The organism is Streptomyces sp. NPDC048462 (assembly GCF_043200175.1).
Taxonomy (GTDB): Bacteria; Actinomycetota; Actinomycetes; order Streptomycetales; family Streptomycetaceae; genus Streptomyces.
This window is the reverse complement of sequence record NZ_JBICXG010000001.1, coordinates 261323-281962: the sequence shown is the minus strand read 5'-3', so window position 1 is coordinate 281962 and position 20640 is coordinate 261323. Positions and strand designations below refer to the sequence as shown.

Sequence of the window (20640 nt, the reverse complement as noted above, 5' to 3'; positions counted from 1 at the left end):
TCGTGGCCTTAGCCTGGTACGTATGTCCCCGACTCCGTGCCCGTCCGGTTCCGTGCGTTCCGCCGCAGTGGTGAATGAAGACATTCGCGAACTGTGGCAGCGCTCGGGCGGACGTCTGTCGCCGGAGGACGAGGAGGAGTACCAGCGGTTGCTCGTCGAGTGGGCGGCCGCCACGGGCGGCGGCCGCCGGTCCGCGGCCTGAGCGCGCCTCCCTGATCCGCCCCGGTGCCGGGTTTCCGGTTCACTGTGCGGCGCTCTCCGTCGCGTCGCACCCTGGAGGCATGACACCTCCCCCGATCGTGATCTTCCGCCCCTCTCCCTCGGGCGGGCGGCGCGTCACCGTGCAGCGCGACGGGCGGGTCCAGATACTCGGCCTCGCGCACTCCGATCACGACGTGATCGTGTTCCTGGAGGGCGCGGGGCTCGACGACCCCGAGCGGATTCTGGACAGCCCCGAGTGGGTCGAGTGGCGCGGCGGTCGGGCGCACCGGTACGAGGCGGCCTGAGACATCCGGTTCCGGCGGTCTCCCGCGCCGCCCGAACCGGCGGTCACTCCGGCGGGCCGGCCCGCCGTGAGGCGGACCGGCCGTCACCTCAGCGCTCGAAGTAGTCGGGCTGCGTCTGGACGTTGAGCTCGTCCGTCCGCACCCGCTTCGCCGGATCGGTGCGCCGGTCATCGATCCTCAGGACGTCGAAGCCCTTGGCGATGTCGTTGGAGTAGATGTAGCCGTTGTAGTAGTACGCCGACCACGGGCCGGCCGTGGTGACCTCGTCCATGGTGACGGGACCGCGCTCGAAGTAGCCGATCTCCTTCGGCTTCGACGAGTCGGTGAAGTCCCAGACCGAGACTCCGCCCTGGTACCAGGCCTGAACCATCAGGTCGCGGCCCTTGACCGGGATGATCGACCCGTTGTGGGCGACGCAGACCTCGGTGTCGGCCTGCGGGCGGTCGATCTTGAAGTAGCTGCGGAAGACCAGCTTGCGGTGGTCGCCCCTGCCGACGATGTCGTAGATGCCGTCGGCGCCGCGCTTGGGCCCGACCTCCTCGTTGCAGGTGGCCGCGCCACCGCCGCCGAGCTCATCGGTGAAGACGACCTTGTCCGCGCGCTGGTTGAACGTCGCCGAGTGCCAGAACGCGAAGTTCACGTTGTCCTGCACCCGGTCGATGATCTTCGGGTTCTCCGGGTCCTTGATGGAGAACAGCAGGCCGTCGCCCATGCACGCACCGGCCGCCAGGTCCTTGGAGGGCAGCACGGTGATGTCGTGGCAGCCGGTGGTCTTGGACACGCCCGGGTTGGTGGGCGCGCCCGGGTTCCCGCCGTCCGGGAAGAGCACCGGGAAGTTCACGATGCGGGCCTTCTCCGGTGCCTGGCGCGGCACCTTGATGATCGAGATCCCGTCGTGCGGGGGCCGGCAGTCCGGGAACGTCTCGCTCGGCGAGTAGGAGGAGACGTACACGTATACGTTCTTGCGCTCGGGAACGATGGTGTGGGTGTGCGATCCACACGCGGTCTCGACGGCGGCGACGTACTTCGGATTGCGCTTGTCGCTGATGTCGAAGACCTTCATGCCCTCCCAGGAGGACTTCTCCGTGGCGGGCTGGGTGGTGCTCGCACAGGAGTTGTCGCTCCGCGAGGAGTCCGTCGACAGGAACAGCAGGTTCCCGGAGACGGAGATGTCGTTCTGCGATCCGGGGCACAGGACCTGGGCGACCGTCTTCGGCGACTTCGGGTTGCTGATGTCGAAGATCCTGAAGCCGTCGTAGTTCCCGGCGAAGGCGTACTTCCCCTGGAAGGCCAGGTCCGTGTTCAGCCCCTGGAGCGCGTCCTTGGGGACGTTGGCGAGATGGGTGATGTTGCGGCTGTGGACGATCTCGTCCACGCCGGGTATCTCACCGCTCCTGATCGCGGCGGTCGCCTCCGCCTCCTGACGCGTGGAGACTTTCGCAGGAGTCGAGGCCGAGTCTCCCGGGTCGGGGGTAGCGGCCGCGGGTCCGGCCATCAGCAGAGTGGCGAAGAGCCCGGCGGCGGCAGCCGCCACGCCCAGACGTCTGCGCCGCACCGGGGTGGTGTGCAACGAGGTCACTGCGTCCTCCCATGGATCCGAATGTAGTTGACCGGTTCACGGACTCCGGCAGTATCGTCCTTGCCATGGGCATCCCAACAGATGGCAACAGAGACGTAATGAAAGTTTCTGATCACACCTGTGCGTTGACGTGCTAGTACAGAGCGCAACCACCCATGTATCAACGGAGGTCGCTTTGTTGATTCGACGTCAGTTCCGGCGGTTCCGCGGATTCGCCGTCATCGTCGCCGTGACCGCGACCGTACTCACCTCGGCCGGCTGCGACGGAGGCGGCGGTGACAACGCCTCGAAGGACCGGGCGGGCGGAGGCGGTTCGGTCGTGGCCCCCGGAAAACCTGGTGAGCCCGCGCGTACGCTCTCGGCCACCGAGGCGGCGAAGGCCGCCGCAGGGGTGGACACGCCCAACTCCGCGGACGTCCGCTACGTCCGGATGATGATCGAACACCATGCCCAGGCGCTGGTGCTGGCCCGGCTGGTTCCCACCCGCTCCGACTCGGCCGCCGTCAAGCGGCTCGCCGAGCGCATCACCGCGGCCCAGCAGCCGGAGATCGACGCGATGAAGGGCTGGCTCAGCCGCCACGGACGCACCGAGCGGGCCGGTGGCCACGACCACGACGCCATGCCCGGCATGGCCACCGACACCCAGCTGGAACAGCTTCGGGCCGCGAAGGGCAAAGCCTTCGACCAGCTGTTCCTCAAGCGCATGATCACCCACCACCAGGGAGCGGTCACCATGGCGACCGAGGTGCTGTCGCAGGGGAACAACGTCCAGGTCGAGGAGATGGCCGACGACGTCGTCGCCCAGCAGACCACCGAGGTCAGCCGGATGCGCGCCCTCTCCACCTGACGACACACCGGCGCAGCTCGGCAGGACACGGGCGCCCCGACGAAGCACCGGCGCACCTCTCCCCCGCCGGGCCCGTCGGTGCGATGCTGGAGGCACCCTCCGGGAAGAGGTGCGCCGTGCAACGTGTTGCCGTCGTCGGCTCCGGCCCCAGCGGGATCTACGCAGCCCAGGCCCTGGTGAGCCACCCCCTGCTGCCCGGCCTGCGGGTACACGTACTGGACCGGCTGCCCTGCCCCTACGGCCTGGTGCGGTACGGCGTCGCCCCGGACCACGAGAAGATCAAGTCGCTCCAGCAGAGCCTGCGGGCGGTCCTGGAGCACGACCGGGTCACGTTCGTCGGCAATGTCCCGGTGGGCGGGGACGGGGTGTCACCCGAACGGCTCGGACTGCTGTACCAGGCGGTGGTCTACTGCGTGGGAGCGGCAACGGACCGCCCGCTGGGTATCCCCGGGGAGGAACTGCCGGGCAGCCACTCCGCGACCGACTTCGTCTCCTGGTACAGCGCACACCCCGATGCCGCCGCCCGCCGTTTCGCGCTCCAGGCCCGTTCGGCCGTGGTGATCGGGGTCGGCAACGTGGCCGTGGACGTGGCGCGGATCCTCGCGCGGGGCGCCGAGGAGCTGCGGCCCACCGACGTACCGGAGCCCGCGCTCGGCGCCCTGGCCGGCAGCCGGGTCCGCGAGATCCACCTGACCGGCAGGCGGGGCCCCTCGCAGGCCCGGTTCACCACCAAGGAGCTCCGGGAGCTCGGGGCGCTGCCCGGGGCGAGGGTCGTCGTGGACCCGGCGGAGCTCGTCCGGGACCCGGCGTACGCCGGTACGACACCCGGCTCCACGGCGCTCCCGGCGATGGTGCGCCGGAACCTCGACGTGCTGCGCGGGTGGGCCGCGGAGGCCGCTGCCGTCGGACCGGCGCCGCCCCGGACCATCGGACTGCGGTTCTACCTGCGCCCCGTCGAGCTCCTCGAGCGCCGGGGGCGGGTGGCGGGCGTGCGGTTCGCCCGTACCGCGCCGGACGGCAGGGGCGGTGTGTGCGACACCGGCACGTTCGAGGAGATCGAGGCGCGGCTGGTGCTCCGGGCGGTCGGCTACCGGGGGATGCCGCTGCCCGGCCTGCCCTTCGACCCGGTGCGCGGGACGGTGCCCCATCTGGCCGGACGGGTGCTGCGGGACGGGGTCCCCTCGCTCGGGGAGTACGTCGCGGGGTGGATCAAGCGGGGCCCGACCGGGGTGATCGGATCGAACCGTTCGTGCGCCAAGGAGACGGTCGCCTCGCTGGCCGAGGACGCCCCACTGCTCGCCGTACGCCCCTCGGTCCCGGACCCGGTGGCCGCTCTGCGGGCGTACGGGCTGCGCCCGGTGGAGTGGGACGGCTGGCTGTCGATCGAGCGCGCCGAGGCGGCCCTGGGGCGGTCGCTCGGCCGCGGCCCGGTGAAGATCCCGGACTGGCCGGGCCTGCTGGACGCGGCACGGGGCGACGGCGCGTAGGGGCGCGCACGGCGGTGGCGCGGGCGGTCAGCCCTCGCCGAGCCGGTCCGCCTGCCGGTTCGCCGCGTCGAGCACACGGTCCAGCAGTCCGGGGAACAGGGCCTCCAGATCCTCCCGGCGCAGCCCGTTCATCTTGGCGGTGCCCCGGTAGATCTGCTGGACGACACCGCTCTCGCGCAGTACCCGGAAGTGGTGGGTGGTGGTCGACTTGGTCACCGGCAGGTCGAACCGGGAACAGGTGAGTTCCTCCTCGGCGGCGGCCAGTTCGCGCACCACGCACAGCCGCACCGGGTCGGCGAGCGCGTGCAGCACCGCCTCGATCCTGATGTCCTCACGCGCCGGATGGGCCAGCGTGCGCGCGCCGACGGACGGCTCTGTGGCACTGGCAGGGGTCACGGTGGCTCCACATCGTCGCTTCGTCCGGGGTCCCCATAATACGAGATCCGTCGTAGCTCGAGGCCGATCCTTCGAACACCCGGATGACGGGAGGACGCCGGTGGTCGCGGGACGCCGTTCGTCCCAGGATCCCGGCAACGCATCTTGACCTGGCGCGCACTCCAGCTCCTAGCGTCGGGGGATGATAACGAAGCAGCACAGGATCGGCACCGGATTCGGTGCCCGCAGCACGGCCGACGACGTCCTCGCCGGAATCGATCTGACGGGCACGACCGCCCTCGTCACCGGCGGGTATTCCGGCCTCGGGCTGGAGACCACCCGCGCTCTCGTGCGGGCGGGAGCACACGTCGTCGTCCCCGCCCGCCGTCCCGCGACCGCCGAACGCGCTCTGCACGAGGTACCCGGAACGGAGGTGCACGCTCTCGACCTGGCGGATCCCGAGAGCATCCGCGCCTTCGCCGGCCGTTTCCTGGACACCGGCCGTTCCCTCGGCATCCTCATCAACGGCGCGGGCATCATGGCCTGCCCGGAAACACGGACCGGTCCCGGCTGGGAGGCGCACTTCGCGGTCAATCACCTCGGCCACTTCGCCCTTGTCCAGCGTCTCCGTCCGGCGCTGGCCTCGGCTCCCGGAGGGGCACGGGTGGTGTCCGTGGCCTCGTCCGGTCATTTCCTGTCCGGCATCCGCTGGGACGACATCCACTTCCGCACCGGCTACGACCGCTGGCTGGCCTACGCCCAGTCCAAGACCGCCAACGCCCTCTTCGCCCGCCACCTCGACAGCTTGGGCTCCGGTCTCGGGTTGCGGGCCTTCGCGGTGCACCCCGGCAGCATCCTCACCCCGCTGCAGCGCCACGTCCCCCGCGAGGAATGGCTCGCGCAGGGCTGGGTGACCCCGGGCGGGGCGCCGTCCGCGGGCTTCAAGACCCCGGAGCAGGGCGCGGCGACAGCCGTGTGGGCCGCGACGTCACCGCTGCTCGACGGTCACGGGGGCGCCTACTGCCAGGACTGCGACATCGCGGAACCGGCCGCCACCGAGGACATGCTCGTCGGCGGGGTCAAGCCCTGGGCCACCGACCGCGAAGCGGCGTCGCGGCTGTGGGAACTGTCCGCCGGGCTCACCGGGCTCGACGCGTTCTGACAAGGGGCGCGCGGGCGAGCCGTCGCCCGGGGCCGACGGGGTCAGGGCAGGTACGGCCAGACGCTGACGTGGTCCCGTCCGACGTGAACCTCGATCCACGACCCGTCGGCGCCTTCCGGAGGCCGGGGACCGGCGAGGTCGAACAGGATCAGCGCGCCGCCCATGTCAAGCACGGCCACGTCGTCCTCGCTGAGGCTGAGGCGGCCCCGGAAGACGACGCGGCCGGCCTCTTGCGACAGCTTCGGCGTCGCGGAGGCCGCCGGCCGTGTGTTCACCGCCCAGTCGATGCCCTCGTCGACGGTCCACTCCACATGGTGTTCGGCGCCCGGCCCGTCCGGGGCGCCCTGCCAGTGCACCACCGCGGTTCCCACCGCGCAGTGCACGCGGACCACCGCGGGCGTCGAAGGGGCCTGCCGCACCGTCTCTGTTCTGACCAACACGCGGCCATCCTCCCGGACTGCCTCCGCGGGGGAACGGTTCTGCCGATAAAGCCCCCGTTCGGGCCCCAGATGTGAGTAAGCGTCAGCCGGTCAGCAGCTCCGGGTCCTTGGCGAGCGAGGCGAGACGGCCGCCCGGGTCGGGGATCAGCCTGCGGGTCGACAAATCGAGGATGCCGGAAACACCCGTGATGTCCGCCGCGACCGTGCCGTCCTCCTTGAGGATCTGCTGCGCGACCGTGAAGGTCTTGCCCTCGCCGTAGTCGAACCGGCAGGACACCCGTACCCGCTCGCCGCCCCGCAGTTCGCGGCGGAACCTCACCGTGACCTCCAGTGCGACCGGCCCCACCCCGTCGGCCAGCAGCTTGTCCTGGGGCAGTCCGGCGGCCCGCAGCAGCTCCCAGCGCGCGTGCTCGGCGTACTGGAGGTATACGGCCTGGTTCAGATGGCCCTGGGTGTCGAGCTCGTAGCCGCGCACGGTGACGTCAACAAAGAAGGTCATGGACGTCGAAACAGCACGGCGTGATCCGGCATTCCCCCGCCGGACGGCGGCGCACGCCGCCGGGTCCCCCGCAATCGTCACCGTCCGGACCCTTTACGCACCTGTCATGCCCAGGTAACTTCCTGACCGCAAAAGATTGCAGCAAAATTCAGACAGTTCTTGCTGTCGGAAGCACTGCTCGCCCGAACCCCGAGGCGCGTCCGGGTTCTCCGGCGGGACCCGCGGGTGCTCGCTGAGCGCCCGCTGTCGGCCGCGACGGCCAGGTGGCCGTCGCACTCCCCTGGAGAGACGAATGAAACACATCCCCCACCGACGGCTCAGACGCCCTCTGGCAGCAGCGGCGGCCGCCGCCGGGCTGCTGAGTCTGCTCACCGCCGTACCGGATCCGGCGGACGCCTCGTCAGCCGTGCCCGTGGCGGCCGCCGAGAACACCGCCACGGTCTTCTACTACACCAAGACCCGCGACTGGACCGCGTACAACCTCCACTACGCACCCGACGGCGGCTCCTGGACGGCCGTGCCCGGCACACGTATGGAGGCCGCCTGCACGGACTGGGTCAAGAAGACTGTTCCGCTGGGCAGTTCATCGGGGCTGGCCGCCACCTTCAACAACGGATCGGGCGTCTGGGACAACAACTCCGGCAAGAACTACGCGCTGGGGACCGGCACCATCACCGTCAAGGACGGCGTGGTGGCGCACAGCGATCCGTGCGCCGGGACCGATCCGGGCCAGGAGCCCTCGCCGGGTACGGGGAACGGCGCGACGGTCTACTACTCGACCAAGACCGTCGGCTGGAGCACCACGAACCTGCACTACCGGCCCTCCGGAGGCGCCTGGACCACCGTGCCCGGCGTCGGCATGGAAGCGGCCTGCACCGGCTGGGTGAAGCGGTCGGTCGACCTCAGCAGCGCGACGGAGATGCAGGCCACCTTCAACAACGGCAACGGGGTCTGGGACAACAACAACGGCAGCGACTACCGCATCCCCGCAGGGGTCACCACGATCAAGGACCGGAAGGTCACCAAGGACGCCGCGGACCCCTGCGTCGCCGAACCGCCGGACACCGAGGCACCCACCGTCCCGGCCACCGTGAAGGCCGACGCGGACGGCGTGTCGGTCGTCCTCACCTGGGAACCGTCCAGCGACAACCGGGGAGTGACGAAGTACCAGGTCACCCGTACCGGTGGCAGCAAGGGCACGATGGTGAGCGACGTCGGCTCGACCGTCTTCTCCGACGCCAACCTCGAGGAGAAGACCGCGTACAGCTACACCGTCAGGGCGGTCGACGCGGCGGGCAACACCTCGGCGCCGTCGACCGCCGCCAAGGCGACCACGGGAACCAGGCCCGCGACTCCGGCAGCTGGCAAGCCGCTGGGCACCGACCCGCGCAAGGACCCGATCTACTTCGTCCTCACCGCCCGCTTCAACGACGGGGACACGAGCAACAACAGGGGCGGAAACCAGGACGTGAAGTCCGGGAACGCCGCCAACAACGACCCCATGTTCCGGGGCGACTTCAAGGGCCTGGTCAGCAAGCTCGACTACGTCAAGGGCCTGGGGTTCTCCGCGATCTGGATCACTCCGGTGGTGCTGAACCGGTCCGACTACGACTACCACGGCTATCACGGCTACGACTTCTACAAGGTCGACCCCCGGCTCGAATCGGCGGGCGCCTCGTACCAGGACCTGATCAACGCCGCGCACGCCAAGGGCATGAAGATCTACCAGGACGTCGTCTACAACCACTCCTCGCGCTGGGGCGCCAAGGGCCTGTACACGCCGACCGTCTACGGGGTCCGGGACGACCAGTGGAGCTGGTACTACGACGAGAAGCAGGACGGCTTCGAGTACGACGGTCTGACCATCGACCCCAAGACCGGCAAGTCGTACTACAACGGCGACCTGTGGTCGACCGCGGAGCCGGCCGGCAACACCTGTGTGGACTGGGGGAAGCCCACGCAGTACACCTCCCCTGAGGGCTACCGGATCTACAACTGCCAGTGGCCCAACCCGACTTCGGGCATGTTCCCGAAGCAGTACTACCACAACTGCTGGCTGGGGAACTGGGAGGGCGAGGACTCGCGCTCCTGCTGGCTGCACGACGATCTGGCCGACTTCAACACCGAGTCCGCCCCCGTCCAGAACTACCTGATCGGGGCGTACGACAAGTACATCGGCATGGGCGTCGACGGCTTCCGGATCGACACCGCCGTCCACATTCCACGCACCACCTGGAACCGCCGGTTCCTGCCGGCGATCCAGGAGCGCGTCACCCAGCAGTTCGGCGCTGAGGCGGCGAAGAACTTCTTCGTCTTCGGCGAGGTGGGCGCGTTCGTCAACGACAAGTGGAACCGCGGCTCGGTCAACCACTCCGCGCAGTTCTTCACCTGGAAGGAGCGCAAGGAGTACAACGCGGACGACACCAAGGCCGCCCTGGAGATGTACGACTACGAGGAGAAGCTGGGCACCGGTGCACAGCCGACGTCCACCAACGCCTTCCTCGACGGGAACGCATATCACACCCCCGACCACAGCAAGTTCTCCGGCATGAACGTCATCGACATGCGGATGCACATGAACTTCGGGGACGCCAACAACGCCTACAACAACGGCAAGGACTCGGACGACAGTTACAACGACGCCACGTACAACGTCGTCTACGTGGACAGTCACGACTACGGCCCCAACAAGAGCAGTGAGCGCTATGCGGGCGGCACCGACGCCTGGGCCGAGAACATGGCCCTGATGTGGACGTTCCGCGGCATCCCGACGCTCTACTACGGATCGGAGATCGAGTTCCAGGCCGGCAAGAAGATCGACTGCGGGCCCAGCTGCCCGCTGGCGACCACCGGCCGCGCCTACTACGGCGACCATGTCGCGGGCACGGTCGAGGCCTCCGACTTCGGCAAGATCTCGTCGGCCACCGGCGAGGTCGCGAACACGCTGAGCAAGCCGCTGGTCAAGCACGTCCAGCGGCTCAACGAGATCCGTCGTGCGGTGCCGGCCCTGCAGATGGGTCAGTACTCCACCGAGGGCATCACCGGGCAGATGGCGTACAAGCGGCGCTATACCGACGCCGCGAGCGGAGTGGACAGCTTCGCCCTGGTGACGGTCACCTCCGCGGCCACGTACACGGGTGTCCCCAACGGCACCTACAAGGATGCCGTCACCGGTGACACGAAGGTGGTGACGGACGGCAAGCTGGCCGTGGCGGCCCCCGGCAAGGGAAACATGCGGGTCTACGTCCTGGACCTCGGCGGCCGCAACGCCGCTCCGGGGAAGGTCGGGGCGGCGGGTCCGTACCTGAAGTAGCGCGGCACAGCAGGAGGCCCGGCCCGCGGAGGGTGCGACATCCGCGGGCCGGGCCGTTTTCACGGTCGCGGCCGGGCGCTCAGGCCGTGACGGCGGCGAGGTGCGGGAACCTGAGCTCGGTCCAGCTGTGGAAGACCTCGCCCGGGCGCAGCACGGTGCCCGGCTGGTCCGGCCGGTTGGGTGAGTCGGGCAGGTGCTGGGTCTCCAGACAGACGGCGCTGTGACGGTCGTGGCGGCCGCCGCCGAGTGCGGCGAGGGTGCCGTCGAGCTGGTTGGCGGTATAGACCTGGATGCCGGGTTCGGTGGTCCACACCTCCATGATCCGCCCGCCCCCGGGGGCGGTGAGGCGGGCGGCGCGGTTGAGACCGGTGTTGCGGTCCCGGATGATCCAGCAGTGGTCGAAGCCGCCCGCCCTGCGCAGCTGTTCGTCGGGGAGCGCGATCCGGTCACCGACCGTGCGCGGGGTGGTGAGGTCGAACGGGGTGCCGTGCACCGGCGCGGCCGGGCCCTCGGGGATGCCGTCCTCGTCGACGGGGAGGTAGCTGTCGGCGTACACCTGGAGGGTGTGGCCGAGGATGTCTCCCTTGGCGGCGAGGTCGAAGTAGGCGTGGTTGGTGAGGTTGACGACGGTGGGGCGGTCCGTCGTCGCGGTGTAGCCGAGGGTGAGGGTGCCCGCCGTGTCGAGGATGTAGGTGACGGTGACGTCCAGCGCGCCGGGGAATCCCATGTCGCCGTCGGGGCTGTGCAGGCTGAGCCGGAGCCTGGCGGCCACGTCGGTGGCCTCCCCGTCGGCCTGCCAGACGCGGGTGTGGAAGCCCTCGGGCCCGCCGTGCAGGGCGTGTCCCCGGTCGGTGGCGGGGACCTGGTACACCGCCCCGTCGAGGGTGAAGCGGCCGTGCGCGATGCGGTTGGCGAAGCGGCCGATGAGGGCGCCGAAGAACGGGCTGCCGCTCGTGTAGTCGGCCAGGCCCGCCAGCGACCGGACGACGGACGCGGGGGCTCCCCCGGTGTCCGGCACGGTCAGACGGTGCAGGATGCCGCCGTAGGTGAGGATCTCGGCGCGGACTCCGCTGCCGGAGTCGAGCGTCCAGACATCGACGTCCGTGTTCCCATGGGCGCCGAACGGTTTGCGGTTCACGGTGGGGCGAGGCATCAGAGGTCCTTGCGAGGAGCGGACGGCCGGGAGGGGGACTGGGGCCTTTCGTCCGGATCCGGCCTGATCCGGACGAGAGGCCCTACGGCCCGGCGGGGGGCCGGGGGACGGTGGACTCCCGGACGATGAGCCGGTAGCCGGGCCGGGGGCGCCGGGGGGCGGGGGCCGCGTCGCCGGAGAGTCGCTCCACGAGGCTGTCGACGGCGAGGCGGGCGATGGCCTCCTTGTCCGGGGCGACCGTGGTGAGGGTGGTGGCCCCGTAGAGGCTCTCCTCGATGTCGTCGAAGCCGACGACGGCGACGTCCTCGGGGATGCGCAGACCGCGTTCGGAGAGGGTGCGCATCGCCCCGATGGCGATGAGGTCGTTGTACGCGAACACGGCGTCGGGCTGCTCGCCCCGGTCCAGGAGGGCGGCCATCGCGGTGGCCCCGTCCTGGCGGCCGTAGCCGTCGGTGACGACGACCAGTGACTCGTCGGGGACGATGCCCTCGGCGGCGAGCTCCTCCCGCCAGCCGCGCAGCCGCAGGTGGGCCGGCTGCCGTTCGCGGCCGGTGCGCGAGCCGAGGAAGGCGATCCGCCGGTTGCCCTGGTCGATGAGGTGGCGTACGGCCTCGCGGGAGGCCGCCACGTTGTCGATGGCGATGTGGTCGTAGGGCGCCTCGTACTCGCGCTCGCCGAGCAGCACCAGCGGGGCCGTCTCGGCCCGTGCCATCAGGTCCTCGGTCTCCAGGTGGATGGGGCTGAGGATGAGGCCGTCGATCACGTGGGACCGGAATCCCTGGCTGACCAGGAGTTCCTTCTCCCGGAGCCCGCCCGTGTGGTCGACCAGCACGGTGTAGTCGTGCCGGGCGGCCGCGTCGACGACCTCCCCGGCCAGCTCCCCGAAGTACGGGTTGCCGAACTCGGGGACGGCGAGGGCGATGATGCCCGTACGGCCCTTGCGCAGATGCCGTGCGGTGAGGTTCGGCCGGTAGCCGAGCTCGTCGATGGCCTGCTGTACCTTGGCGCGCATCTTCGGTGTGACGTGCTGATAGTTGTTCACCACGTTCGACACGGTCTTGATGGATACGCCCGCCCGTTGCGCAACGTCCTTGAGGCTGACGCCCACGGCACTCCCTGAATCGACTTGACGCGCGTTGAGGCGCGGTGGCCCGGCTCCGCCGGTTCGGCTCGGCCTGTGCCGGGGCCCGGGGCCCCGGCACAGGTTCAAGTGGTTCTGCGGCTGCGCGCCAGATAGCGCTGCGCCACGACGACAACGATAAGGAACCCTCCGCTGACCACGGACTGGTAAGAGGAGTTCAGCGAGCCGATCTGGTTGATCAGGTTCTGGATGACGGCGAGCAGCAGTACGCCCCAGAGCGTTCCGCTGATCGAGCCGGCGCCGCCGATCAGGAGAGTGCCGCCGATGACGACGGCGGAGATCGCGTCGAGCTCCATGCCCACGCCGACGATGGTGACCCCGGACGACAGCCGGGCGGCGTTGAGCGCGCCGGCGAGTCCGGCCAGCAGTCCGCTGAGCGTGTAGACCAGCATCTTGGTGCGGGCCACGGGCAGGCCCATCAGGGTGGCGGCGTCGCTGCTGCCGCCGACGGCGAAGAGGGTCTGCCCGAACGAGGTGCGCTGCAGCAGCAGGCCGCCGATGCCGAACAGGACGAGGGCGATGAGGATCGGGTAGCCGAAGCCCCACACGCTTCCCTGTCCAAGCTCGGCGAAGGCCGATCCCTTGGGGACCAGGTAGGTGGTGGCGCCCTCGTCGGTGAAGGCGAGCAGGATGCCGCGGGCTCCCAGCAGGGTGGCGAGCGTGACGATGAACGGTGCCATCCCCGCGCGGGCGACCAGGAAGCCGTTGAGCAGTCCGATCGCGCCGCAGGCCACCAGTGGTACGAGCAGTGCGGACAGGAAGCCCCACTGGGAGGCCCAGGCGGCGAGGACGCCGCCGAGCGCGAAGACGGAGCCGACGGACAGGTCGATGCCGCCGGTGATGATGACCATGGTCATGCCGAGGGCGACCACCGCCAGGAACGAGGCCTGGACGGTCACGCCGCGGGCGTTGTCCAGGGTCGCGAACGTCGGGTAGACGAACGAGGCGACGATCACGACCGTGAGCAGGACCGCGAGCACGCCCTGGCGCTGGAGGAGTTCGGCGAGCCGTTGCCCGAGCGGGGGCGGTGTGCCGGTCACGGGGCGGGGCGCGCCGCCCGCGGCTGCGGGGGTCTTGCGCGGTGCCGGGGCCTGGGCCACCGGTGCGGGTGAGGTTTCGTTCATCGGGACCGACGCTCCCGGGCGACGTAGACGGCGGCGATGATGATGGCCGCCTGGGCGATCTGTGCGGTGGAGTCGGGCAGGTCGTGCTTGACGAGGGTGGCGCGCAGGAGCTGCATCAGCAGGGCGCCCGCGACGGTGCCGAGCACCCGGATGGAACCGCCGTTGAGCGGGGTGCCGCCGACCACGACGGCCGTGATGGCGGAGAGTTCCATGAGGCTGCCGAGCGAGGAGGGGTCGCTGGCGGTGAGCCTGGCGGTGGCGAGGATGCCGGCCAGTGCGGCCAGCACCCCGCAGAGCACGTACACGCCGATCAGTACGCGGCGCACGGGCAGTCCGGCGAGCGAGGCCGCGGCCCGGTTGCCGCCGATGGCGACGACCTGGCGGCCGAAGGTGGTGCGCTGGACGAGGAAGGCGACGGCGACCGCGAGGACCGCGGCGATGAGTACGACCAGGGGGATGCCGAGGAAGGACCCGGTGCCGAGCGAGAGCAGGTCGGGGTTGACGATCTGCTTGAGCTGGCCGTCCGCCATGACGAGGGCCAGACCTCGGCCGCCGACGAACAGGGCGAGGGTGGCGACGATCGGCTGGAGTCCGACGAGGGAGACCAGCGTGCCGTTGACCGCTCCGACGAGCGCTCCGGCCAGCAGCGCCATGACCAGTGCGGGCACCAGCCCGTAGCCGAGGTAGAGCGGCAGCAGGGCCGCGGCCACCGCCATGGTCGAGCCGACGGAGAGGTCGACGCCCTCGGTACCGATCACCAGGGCCATGCCCAGGGCGACGATGACGATGGGTGCGACCTGGACGAGCTGGGTGCGCAGGTTGTCCGCGGTCATGAAGTGCTCGGTGAACAGGGCGTTGAAGAGGAGCACCACCACGACGGCGAGGTACACCCCGTACTCCTGGTACCAGGCGGGGTCGCGCAGCCGCGCCAGCGGGCGGGCGGCGGGGGTGGAGAGCGTGGCCTGGGTCATCGGGGGTCCTCCTGAGCGGCCGGGGCCTGCCCTGCGGGCGCCGGTGAGTGGTCGGCGAGCACTTCGAGCAGATGGCTCTCGGCCACCTCGTCGCCCGCCAGTTCACCCGCGACCGCGCCGCCGCGCAGGACGACGATGCGGTCGGCGCCCTCGATGAGTTCCTCGATGTCGGAGGAGATGAGCAGCACGGCGAGGCCCTCGCGGGCGAGGTCGTCGATGAGGCTCTGGACCTCGGCCTTGGCGCCGACGTCGATGCCGCGGGTGGGCTCGTCGAGCAGCAGCACCTTGGGCTCCAGGCAGAGCCAGCGCGCCAGCAGGACCTTCTGCTGGTTGCCGCCGGAGAGCTCGCCGACCTTCTGTTCGGGGCTCGCCGCCTTGATCCGCAGCCGCTTCATGAAGATCTCGACGATGCGGTCCTGCTTTGCGCGGGAGACGACACCGGCGCGGGAGAGGCGTGGCATCGCGGCCAGCACGATGTTCTCGCGCACCGAGAGGCCGGGGACGATGCCTTCGGCCTTGCGGTCCTCGGGGAGCAGGCTGATGCCTGCGCGGATGGCGCCGGCGGAGGTGAGCCTGCGCAGGGTGCGTCCGGCGATCCCGATCTCGCCGGAGTCCAGGTTCAGCGCACCGGCCAGGGCCTTCGCGGTCTCGCTGCGGCCGGAGCCGAGGAGTCCGCCGAGGCCGAGCACCTCACCGGCGTACAGCGACAGGGATATGTCGTGGAGCTGGTGGCTGCGGGAGAGGCCGGACGCGGTGAGCACCGGGGTGCGCGAGGCGTCGTGGCCCTCGGAACCGAAGCTGGTGACGCCGGAGCGGCGCACCTCGGCCATGTCGCGGCCGAGCATCATCGAGACGAGCTGCATGCGGTCGAGGTCGGCGAGGTCGCCGGTGTGGATGTGCCGCCCGTCGCGCAGGACGGTGACGCGGTCGCAGATCCGGTAGAGCTCGTCCATGCGGTGGCTGACGTAGAGCACCGCGATGCCGCGCTCGCGCAGGTCCTCGATGACCCGGAAGAGGGTCTCGACCTCGCGCGGCTCCAGCGAGGAGGTGGGCTCGTCCATGATGACGACCTGGGCGTTGACCGAGACGGCGCGGGCCAGCGCGACCATCTGCTGGGTGCCGATGCCCAGGGTGTGCAGGGGCCGCTTGGGGTCGACGCGGACGCCGAAGCCGTCGAGGAGTTCGGTGGTCTCGCGGTGCATACGGCCGAAGTCGATCAGGCCGAAACGGTTCTTCGGCTCACGCCCGAGGAAGATGTTGCGCGCCACGCTCATCAGCGGGACGAGGTTCACCTCCTGGTAGATCGTGGAGATGCCGGCCTGCTGCGCCTCGAACGGGCGGGAGAAGGCGATCTGTTGGCCGCTCAGCCGCAGCTCGCCCTCATCCGGGTGGTACACCCCGGTCAGCACCTTGATCAGGGTGGACTTGCCGGCTCCGTTCTCCCCCACCAGTGCGTGGGTCTCCCCGGCGCGCAGGGAGAACGAGACATCGTCGAGGGCGACGACGCCGGGGAACCGCTTGCTCACCGAGCGGGCTTCGAGGACGACCGGGGCGGAGCCGTCGTCCGTGCCGGTGGCGGCGCTCGCACCGGGGACGTCCCTCGCCTCGGGAACGGCGCTCGTGCCTGGGGCGCCGGTCGCTTCGGGGGCGTCCTTCGCTTCGGTGGCCTCCTTCACGAGGGCGTCGGGCCCGGTCGCCTCCGTCGCGGGGGCGCCGGGCTCGGTCGGCTCCTTCGCGTCGGCGGCCGGCTCCGGCGGCTGCGGTACTGCTTCGGGTGGTGCCATGGCTGGTCTTGGCCTTCCGCTCTTCCAAGGGTGTGGGCCCGGTGGCCGCCGTGACGGGTGGGAGCGTCACGGCGGCGGTGCGCCGGGGGCCGGTGCGGGCCGGGCGGGACGCGTGCGGATCGCCGCGCGTCCGGCCCCGGCCCGGCGGGCTCCCCGCGGGTGTTACGGGCAGGTGGTGCCGGTCGCGGTCAGAACGCGCCGCCGAGCGAGGCCTTGGCGTTGGACTCGTCGTAGGCGCGGTCGGAGATGATGACGTTCTCCGGGATCTCCTCGCCGCCGTAGAACTTCTGGGCGGTCGCGAAGGCCAGCGGGCCGAAGCGCGGGTTCGACTCGATGACGGCGTTGTACTCGCCGTTGACCAGGGCCTGGACGGCGTTGCGGGTGCCGTCGACGGAGACGACCTTGACGTCCTTGCCGGGCTTCTTGCCGGCGGCCTTCAGCGCGGTGACGGCGCCGAGGCCCATCTCGTCGTTCTCCGCGTAGACAGCGGTGATGTCGGGCTTGGACTGGATGAGCTGCTCCATGACCTGCTGGCCCTTGTCGCGGGCGAACTCACCGGTCTGCTGGGCGACGATCTTCAGCCCCGGCGCCTTGGCCTTGAGCTGGTCGACGAAGCCCTTGGTGCGGTCGGTGGTGACGTTGTTGCCCGAGGCGCCGAGGAGGATGGCGACCTTGCCCTTGCCACCGGTCGTCTTGATCATCGCGTCCGCCGCGCGCTTGCCCTGCTCGACGAAGTCGGAGCCGAGGAAGGCCACGTAGTCCTTGCACGCGGTGGAGTTGAGCTTGCGGTCGACGGTGAGGACCGGGACCTTCTTGGCCGCGGCGGCCTTGAGCGCCGGCTCCAGGCCGTCGGAGTTCAGCGGGGCGACGATGAGGAACTGGGCACCCTGCGACAGCATGTCCTGGATGTCGCTGATCTGCTTGGACAGCTGCGACTGGGCGTTGGTGGTGAGGAGCTTCTTGACGCCGACCTTCTTCGCCTCGTCCTTGATGGACTGGGTCTCGGCGATCCGGAACGGGTTGGCCTCCTTCTCCGACTGCGAGAAGCCGACGACCGCGTTCTTCAGGTCCAGCTTCGGCGACCCGTAGGTCTGCAGCGAGCAGCCGGAACCGGAGGACGACTCGGGGGACTTGGCCGCCTGGGCGCCCTGGCTGCTGTCAGAGCTCGCGTTGTCCGAGCCCTCCGACTTGGAGCAGCCGGAGGCGGCCAGCGTGGCTGTGGCGGCGAGGAGGCAGGCCACGGCGAGGGTACGGGTTCGGCGCTGGATCATCATGCGCGGGGGCTCCTTGGCGGGTTGACGGCACACCGGCGGGTGTGCGGTCGGGCATGGCTGGACGATGCATCGGCCGCACGGCGGCTGATGTCACTGCATTCCTCACGACCCCCGCCAGTGCTTCGCGGGGGTGGGCCCCAGCTGCACGAACTGCGGTCGTGAGAGCCTGCGCGGCCTCTCGGCGGCTCGGTTTACAACGTTATATAGGCGGCGCGGCACGGGCGGCAAGAGCGTTGTCGATGCGTTTCCAAAATGTGTCGGAGTCGCCCGGGGCGAAATGGCTGCCACCGGCGCCCGGTTACTGCCGCAACCCTGGACAGCCGCCCGACGCCGTGCTGTCATACCGCCGGTAGCCAAATTTCCAACGTTGCAAGCACCGCGCCGCGCAGCCCTTCCGGCCGCGACGGCTCCTCTCGCCATGCACGCGCTCCGGCTCCCCCCGGTCCGCTGCGTCATGACGGCCCCACTCGTGTCATGTGCCTTCCCCGAGCCGGAACCCCGCACGGCCGGCAGAGAGCAGGAGACCCCTCCATGCCCCTGAACCGCAGACAGCTCATGGCAGGCGCGCTGGCCACGGCCGCGGCCGCGACGGCGGCGAACGGCCGCTGGGCCACCACCGCGACCGCGGCCGAGCACCGGGCGAAACCGTCCCACGGCGGCCACTACTCCCCCAACTCCGCACCCTTGCACCCGACGGCGTTCCTGAAACTCCCGCCGGGCCGGGTCACCGCACGCGGCTGGCTGGCCGGACAGCTGAAGCTCCAACTGGACGGCCTGTGCGGCCGGTACGAGGAGTTCTCCCACTTCCTCGACTTCGCCGCCACCGGCTGGGTCCGCCCCGAACTGGGCGGCTGGGAGGAGGTCCCGTACTGGCTGCGCGGCTACACCGACCTCGCGATCGTCACCGGTGACGACCGGGCTCTGGCTGCCGTACGCCGCTGGTTCGACGCGATTCTCACCACCCAGCAGTCCGACGGCTTCTTCGGCCCGAAGTCGCTGCGCACGTCACTCAACGGCGGCCCGGACTTCTGGCCCTTCCTGCCGCTGGTCCAGGCACTGCGCTCCTGGCAGGAGTACACCGGCGACACCCGGATCATCCCGTTCCTCAGCAAATTCTTCCGGTACATGAACGCGCAGGGGCCGGGCGCCTTCAACACCAGCTGGATCGCGCTGCGCTGGGGCGACGGGCTGGACAGCGTGTTCTGGCTCTACAACCGCACCGGCGACGCCTTCCTCCTCGACCTCGCCGACAAGATCCACGCGAACGGGGCCGACTGGGGCGACAACCTGGTCAACCCGCACAACGTGAACATCGCGCAGGGCTTCCGCGAGCCCGCCCAGTACGCGCTGCGCAGCGGTTCGGCCCAGGACACCCGGAACACCTACGGGACGTACGGCAAGGCCATGGACCAGTACGGGCAGTTCCCCGGTGGCGGCTTCGCCGGGGACGAGAACGCGCGCCCCGGGCACGGCGACCCCCGGCAGGGCTTCGAGACCTGCGGAATCGTCGAGTTCATGGCCAGCCACCAGCTGCTGACCCGGATCACCGGCGATCCGCTGTGGGCCGACCGCTGCGAGGAGCTGGCCTTCAACTCACTGCCGGCCTCCCTCGACCCCTCGGGCAAGGCGGTCCACTACATCACCAGTGCCAACAGCGTGGACCTGGACAACGTCCCCAAGAAGGACCGGCAGTTCCAGAACGGCTTCGCCATGCAGGCGTTCCTGCCGGGCGTCGACCAGTACCGCTGCTGCCCGCACAACTACGGCATGGGCTGGCCGTACTTCACCGAGGAGCTCTGGCTCGCCACCCCGGACGGAGGTCTCGCCGCCGCGATGTACGCCGCCTGCGAGGTCACCGCGAAGGTCGCCGGCGGCACCGAGGTCACCTTCACCGAGGAGACCGGCTACCCGTTCACGGACTCGGTCACCCTCACCCTGAAGGCGCCGGGGCAGCTGCGCTTCCCGCTGGTACTGCGGGTGCCCGCCTGGTGCGACGCTCCGGAGATCAAGGTGAACGGTCGCCGGGTGGACGCCCCCGCAGGCCCCGCCTTCACCCGCGTCGAACGCACCTGGGCCGACGGCGACAAGGTGGCCCTGCGCTTCCCGCAGACGACCACCGTGCGCACCTGGGAGCACAACCACGGCTCCGTCAGCGTGGACCGGGGCCCGCTCACCTACTCACTGCGGATCGGCGAGGAGTACAGGCGCACCGGCGGCACCGACCAGTTCCCCGAGTACGAGGTGCACGCCACCGGACCGTGGAACTACGGGCTCGTCCTGGACGGGAAGAAGCCGGCCGCCTCGCTGCACCCCCACACCGTGCGCCGGGTCGGGGACGACAACCCGTTCACGCTGGAGGGCACCCCGCTGACCATGACCGCGCGGGCCCGCCGGATCCCGGAGTGGACCGCGGACGGCGAGCATGTCGTCACCCCGCTCCAGGACAGCCCGGCCCGCAGTACGGCGCCGGTGGAGGAGGTCACGCTCGTCCCGATGGGGGCGGCGCGGCTGCGCATCACCTCGTTCCCGACCGCCGGTCCGGACGGGACGCCCTGGCTGACGGACGGCTGGTACCGCATCCGCAACCGGCATTCCGGCAAGGTGCTGGGCGTCGACAACATGTCCACCGCGAACAGCGCCCACGTCGTCCAGTTCGGCGACACGGGCACCGACGACCACGACTGGCAGCTGGTCCCCGAGGGTGACGGCTGGTACCGCGTCCGCAACCGGCACTCGGGCAAGGTGCTGGGCGTCGACAACATGTCCACCTCGAACAGCGCCCACGTCGTCCAGTTCGACGACAACGGCACCGACGACCACCTCTGGCAGCTCGTTCCCGACGCCGACGGCTGGTACCGCATCCGCAACCGCAACTCCGGCAAGGTGCTCGGCGTCGACAACATGTCCACCTCGAACAGCGCCCACGTCGTCCAATTCGACGACAACGGCACCGACGACCACCTCTGGCAGCTCGTCTGACCCCCT

General features: G+C 70.3%; 17 protein-coding genes. 7 read left to right on the top strand and 10 right to left on the bottom strand.

All coding sequences use genetic code 11. The features are described 5' to 3' along the window. Positions 1 to 22: 22 nt before the first annotated feature. On the top strand, positions 23 to 202 hold the full coding sequence (locus tag ACGFU6_RS01045) for a hypothetical protein (protein ID WP_123528708.1): 180 nt from the start codon (positions 23 to 25) through the stop codon (positions 200 to 202). Between the two features lie 79 nt (positions 203 to 281). Then, on the top strand, positions 282 to 506 hold the full coding sequence (locus tag ACGFU6_RS01040; RefSeq protein WP_073736035.1) for a hypothetical protein: 225 nt from the start codon (positions 282 to 284) through the stop codon (positions 504 to 506). A gap of 88 nt (positions 507 to 594) precedes the next feature. Here ACGFU6_RS01040 and ACGFU6_RS01035 read toward each other — a convergent pair whose 3' ends face one another. Then, on the bottom strand, positions 595 to 2085 hold the full coding sequence (locus tag ACGFU6_RS01035; RefSeq protein ID WP_393607365.1) for an LVIVD repeat-containing protein: 1491 nt from the start codon (positions 2083 to 2085) through the stop codon (positions 595 to 597). Between the two features lie 175 nt (positions 2086 to 2260). Here ACGFU6_RS01035 and ACGFU6_RS01030 point away from each other — a divergent pair, with 175 nt between their 5' ends. Both ACGFU6_RS01030 and ACGFU6_RS01025 read left to right on the top strand, forming a co-directional pair. After that, positions 2261 to 2932 (top strand): DUF305 domain-containing protein, encoded by a 672-nt coding sequence (locus ACGFU6_RS01030; RefSeq protein ID WP_393607363.1) that lies wholly within the window; start codon positions 2261 to 2263, stop codon positions 2930 to 2932. A 116-nt stretch (positions 2933 to 3048) separates the two neighbouring features. After that, positions 3049 to 4419 (top strand): FAD-dependent oxidoreductase, encoded by a 1371-nt coding sequence (locus ACGFU6_RS01025; RefSeq protein WP_393607361.1) that lies wholly within the window; start codon positions 3049 to 3051, stop codon positions 4417 to 4419. A gap of 27 nt (positions 4420 to 4446) precedes the next feature. Here ACGFU6_RS01025 and ACGFU6_RS01020 read toward each other — a convergent pair whose 3' ends face one another. Beyond that, positions 4447 to 4815 carry an ArsR/SmtB family transcription factor gene (locus ACGFU6_RS01020; protein ID WP_393607359.1) on the bottom strand — a complete coding sequence of 123 codons (369 nt, stop codon included), beginning with the start codon at positions 4813 to 4815 and terminating at the stop codon, positions 4447 to 4449. A 181-nt stretch (positions 4816 to 4996) separates the two neighbouring features. Between ACGFU6_RS01020 and ACGFU6_RS01015 the strand changes: the two genes are divergently transcribed. Continuing rightward, on the top strand, positions 4997 to 5956 hold the full coding sequence (locus tag ACGFU6_RS01015) for an SDR family NAD(P)-dependent oxidoreductase (protein ID WP_393607357.1): 960 nt from the start codon (positions 4997 to 4999) through the stop codon (positions 5954 to 5956). Positions 5957 to 5997: 41 nt separating this feature from the next. Here the strand turns inward: ACGFU6_RS01015 and ACGFU6_RS01010 are convergent, their stop codons facing one another. Together ACGFU6_RS01010 and ACGFU6_RS01005 are read right to left on the bottom strand one after the other, a co-directional pair. Beyond that, entirely contained in the window at positions 5998 to 6396 is a 399-nt protein-coding gene (locus tag ACGFU6_RS01010; protein WP_393607355.1) for a hypothetical protein, read from the bottom strand. Between the two features lie 82 nt (positions 6397 to 6478). Beyond that, a complete protein-coding gene (locus ACGFU6_RS01005) occupies positions 6479 to 6895 on the bottom strand; it encodes an acyl-CoA thioesterase (RefSeq protein ID WP_393607353.1) in 417 nt (138 codons plus the stop codon). A gap of 292 nt (positions 6896 to 7187) precedes the next feature. Here ACGFU6_RS01005 and ACGFU6_RS01000 point away from each other — a divergent pair, with 292 nt between their 5' ends. Next, entirely contained in the window at positions 7188 to 10208 is a 3021-nt protein-coding gene (locus ACGFU6_RS01000; protein WP_393607351.1) for a carbohydrate binding domain-containing protein, read from the top strand. 79 nt (positions 10209 to 10287) lie between these two features. Here ACGFU6_RS01000 and ACGFU6_RS00995 read toward each other — a convergent pair whose 3' ends face one another. From ACGFU6_RS00995 to ACGFU6_RS00970, 6 genes are all read right to left on the bottom strand, one after another. Then, entirely contained in the window at positions 10288 to 11361 is a 1074-nt protein-coding gene (locus ACGFU6_RS00995) for an aldose epimerase family protein (RefSeq protein WP_393607349.1), read from the bottom strand. 82 nt (positions 11362 to 11443) lie between these two features. Next, positions 11444 to 12469 (bottom strand): LacI family DNA-binding transcriptional regulator, encoded by a 1026-nt coding sequence (locus tag ACGFU6_RS00990; RefSeq protein WP_393607347.1) that lies wholly within the window; start codon positions 12467 to 12469, stop codon positions 11444 to 11446. 98 nt (positions 12470 to 12567) lie between these two features. Beyond that, the gene (locus tag ACGFU6_RS00985; protein ID WP_393607345.1) at positions 12568 to 13626 is read right to left on the bottom strand and encodes an ABC transporter permease; all 1059 of its coding nucleotides are present in this window, start codon (positions 13624 to 13626) and stop codon (positions 12568 to 12570) included. Beyond that, positions 13623 to 14597: an ABC transporter permease gene (locus tag ACGFU6_RS00980; RefSeq protein WP_393607343.1), complete on the bottom strand. Its 975-nt coding sequence runs from the start codon at positions 14595 to 14597 to the stop codon at positions 13623 to 13625. The genes ACGFU6_RS00985 and ACGFU6_RS00980 overlap by 4 nt, the downstream gene beginning before the upstream one ends. Continuing rightward, the gene (locus tag ACGFU6_RS00975; protein WP_393607341.1) at positions 14594 to 16381 is read right to left on the bottom strand and encodes an ATP-binding cassette domain-containing protein; all 1788 of its coding nucleotides are present in this window, start codon (positions 16379 to 16381) and stop codon (positions 14594 to 14596) included. Before ACGFU6_RS00975 ends, ACGFU6_RS00980 begins: the two co-directional genes overlap by 4 nt. 188 nt (positions 16382 to 16569) lie before the next feature. Further along, positions 16570 to 17655 (bottom strand): ABC transporter substrate-binding protein, encoded by a 1086-nt coding sequence (locus tag ACGFU6_RS00970; RefSeq protein ID WP_393607339.1) that lies wholly within the window; start codon positions 17653 to 17655, stop codon positions 16570 to 16572. 531 nt (positions 17656 to 18186) lie between these two features. Here ACGFU6_RS00970 and ACGFU6_RS00965 point away from each other — a divergent pair. Next, a complete protein-coding gene (locus ACGFU6_RS00965; protein ID WP_393607337.1) occupies positions 18187 to 20634 on the top strand; it encodes an RICIN domain-containing protein in 2448 nt (815 codons plus the stop codon). The last annotated feature ends 6 nt before the right edge of the window (positions 20635 to 20640 follow it).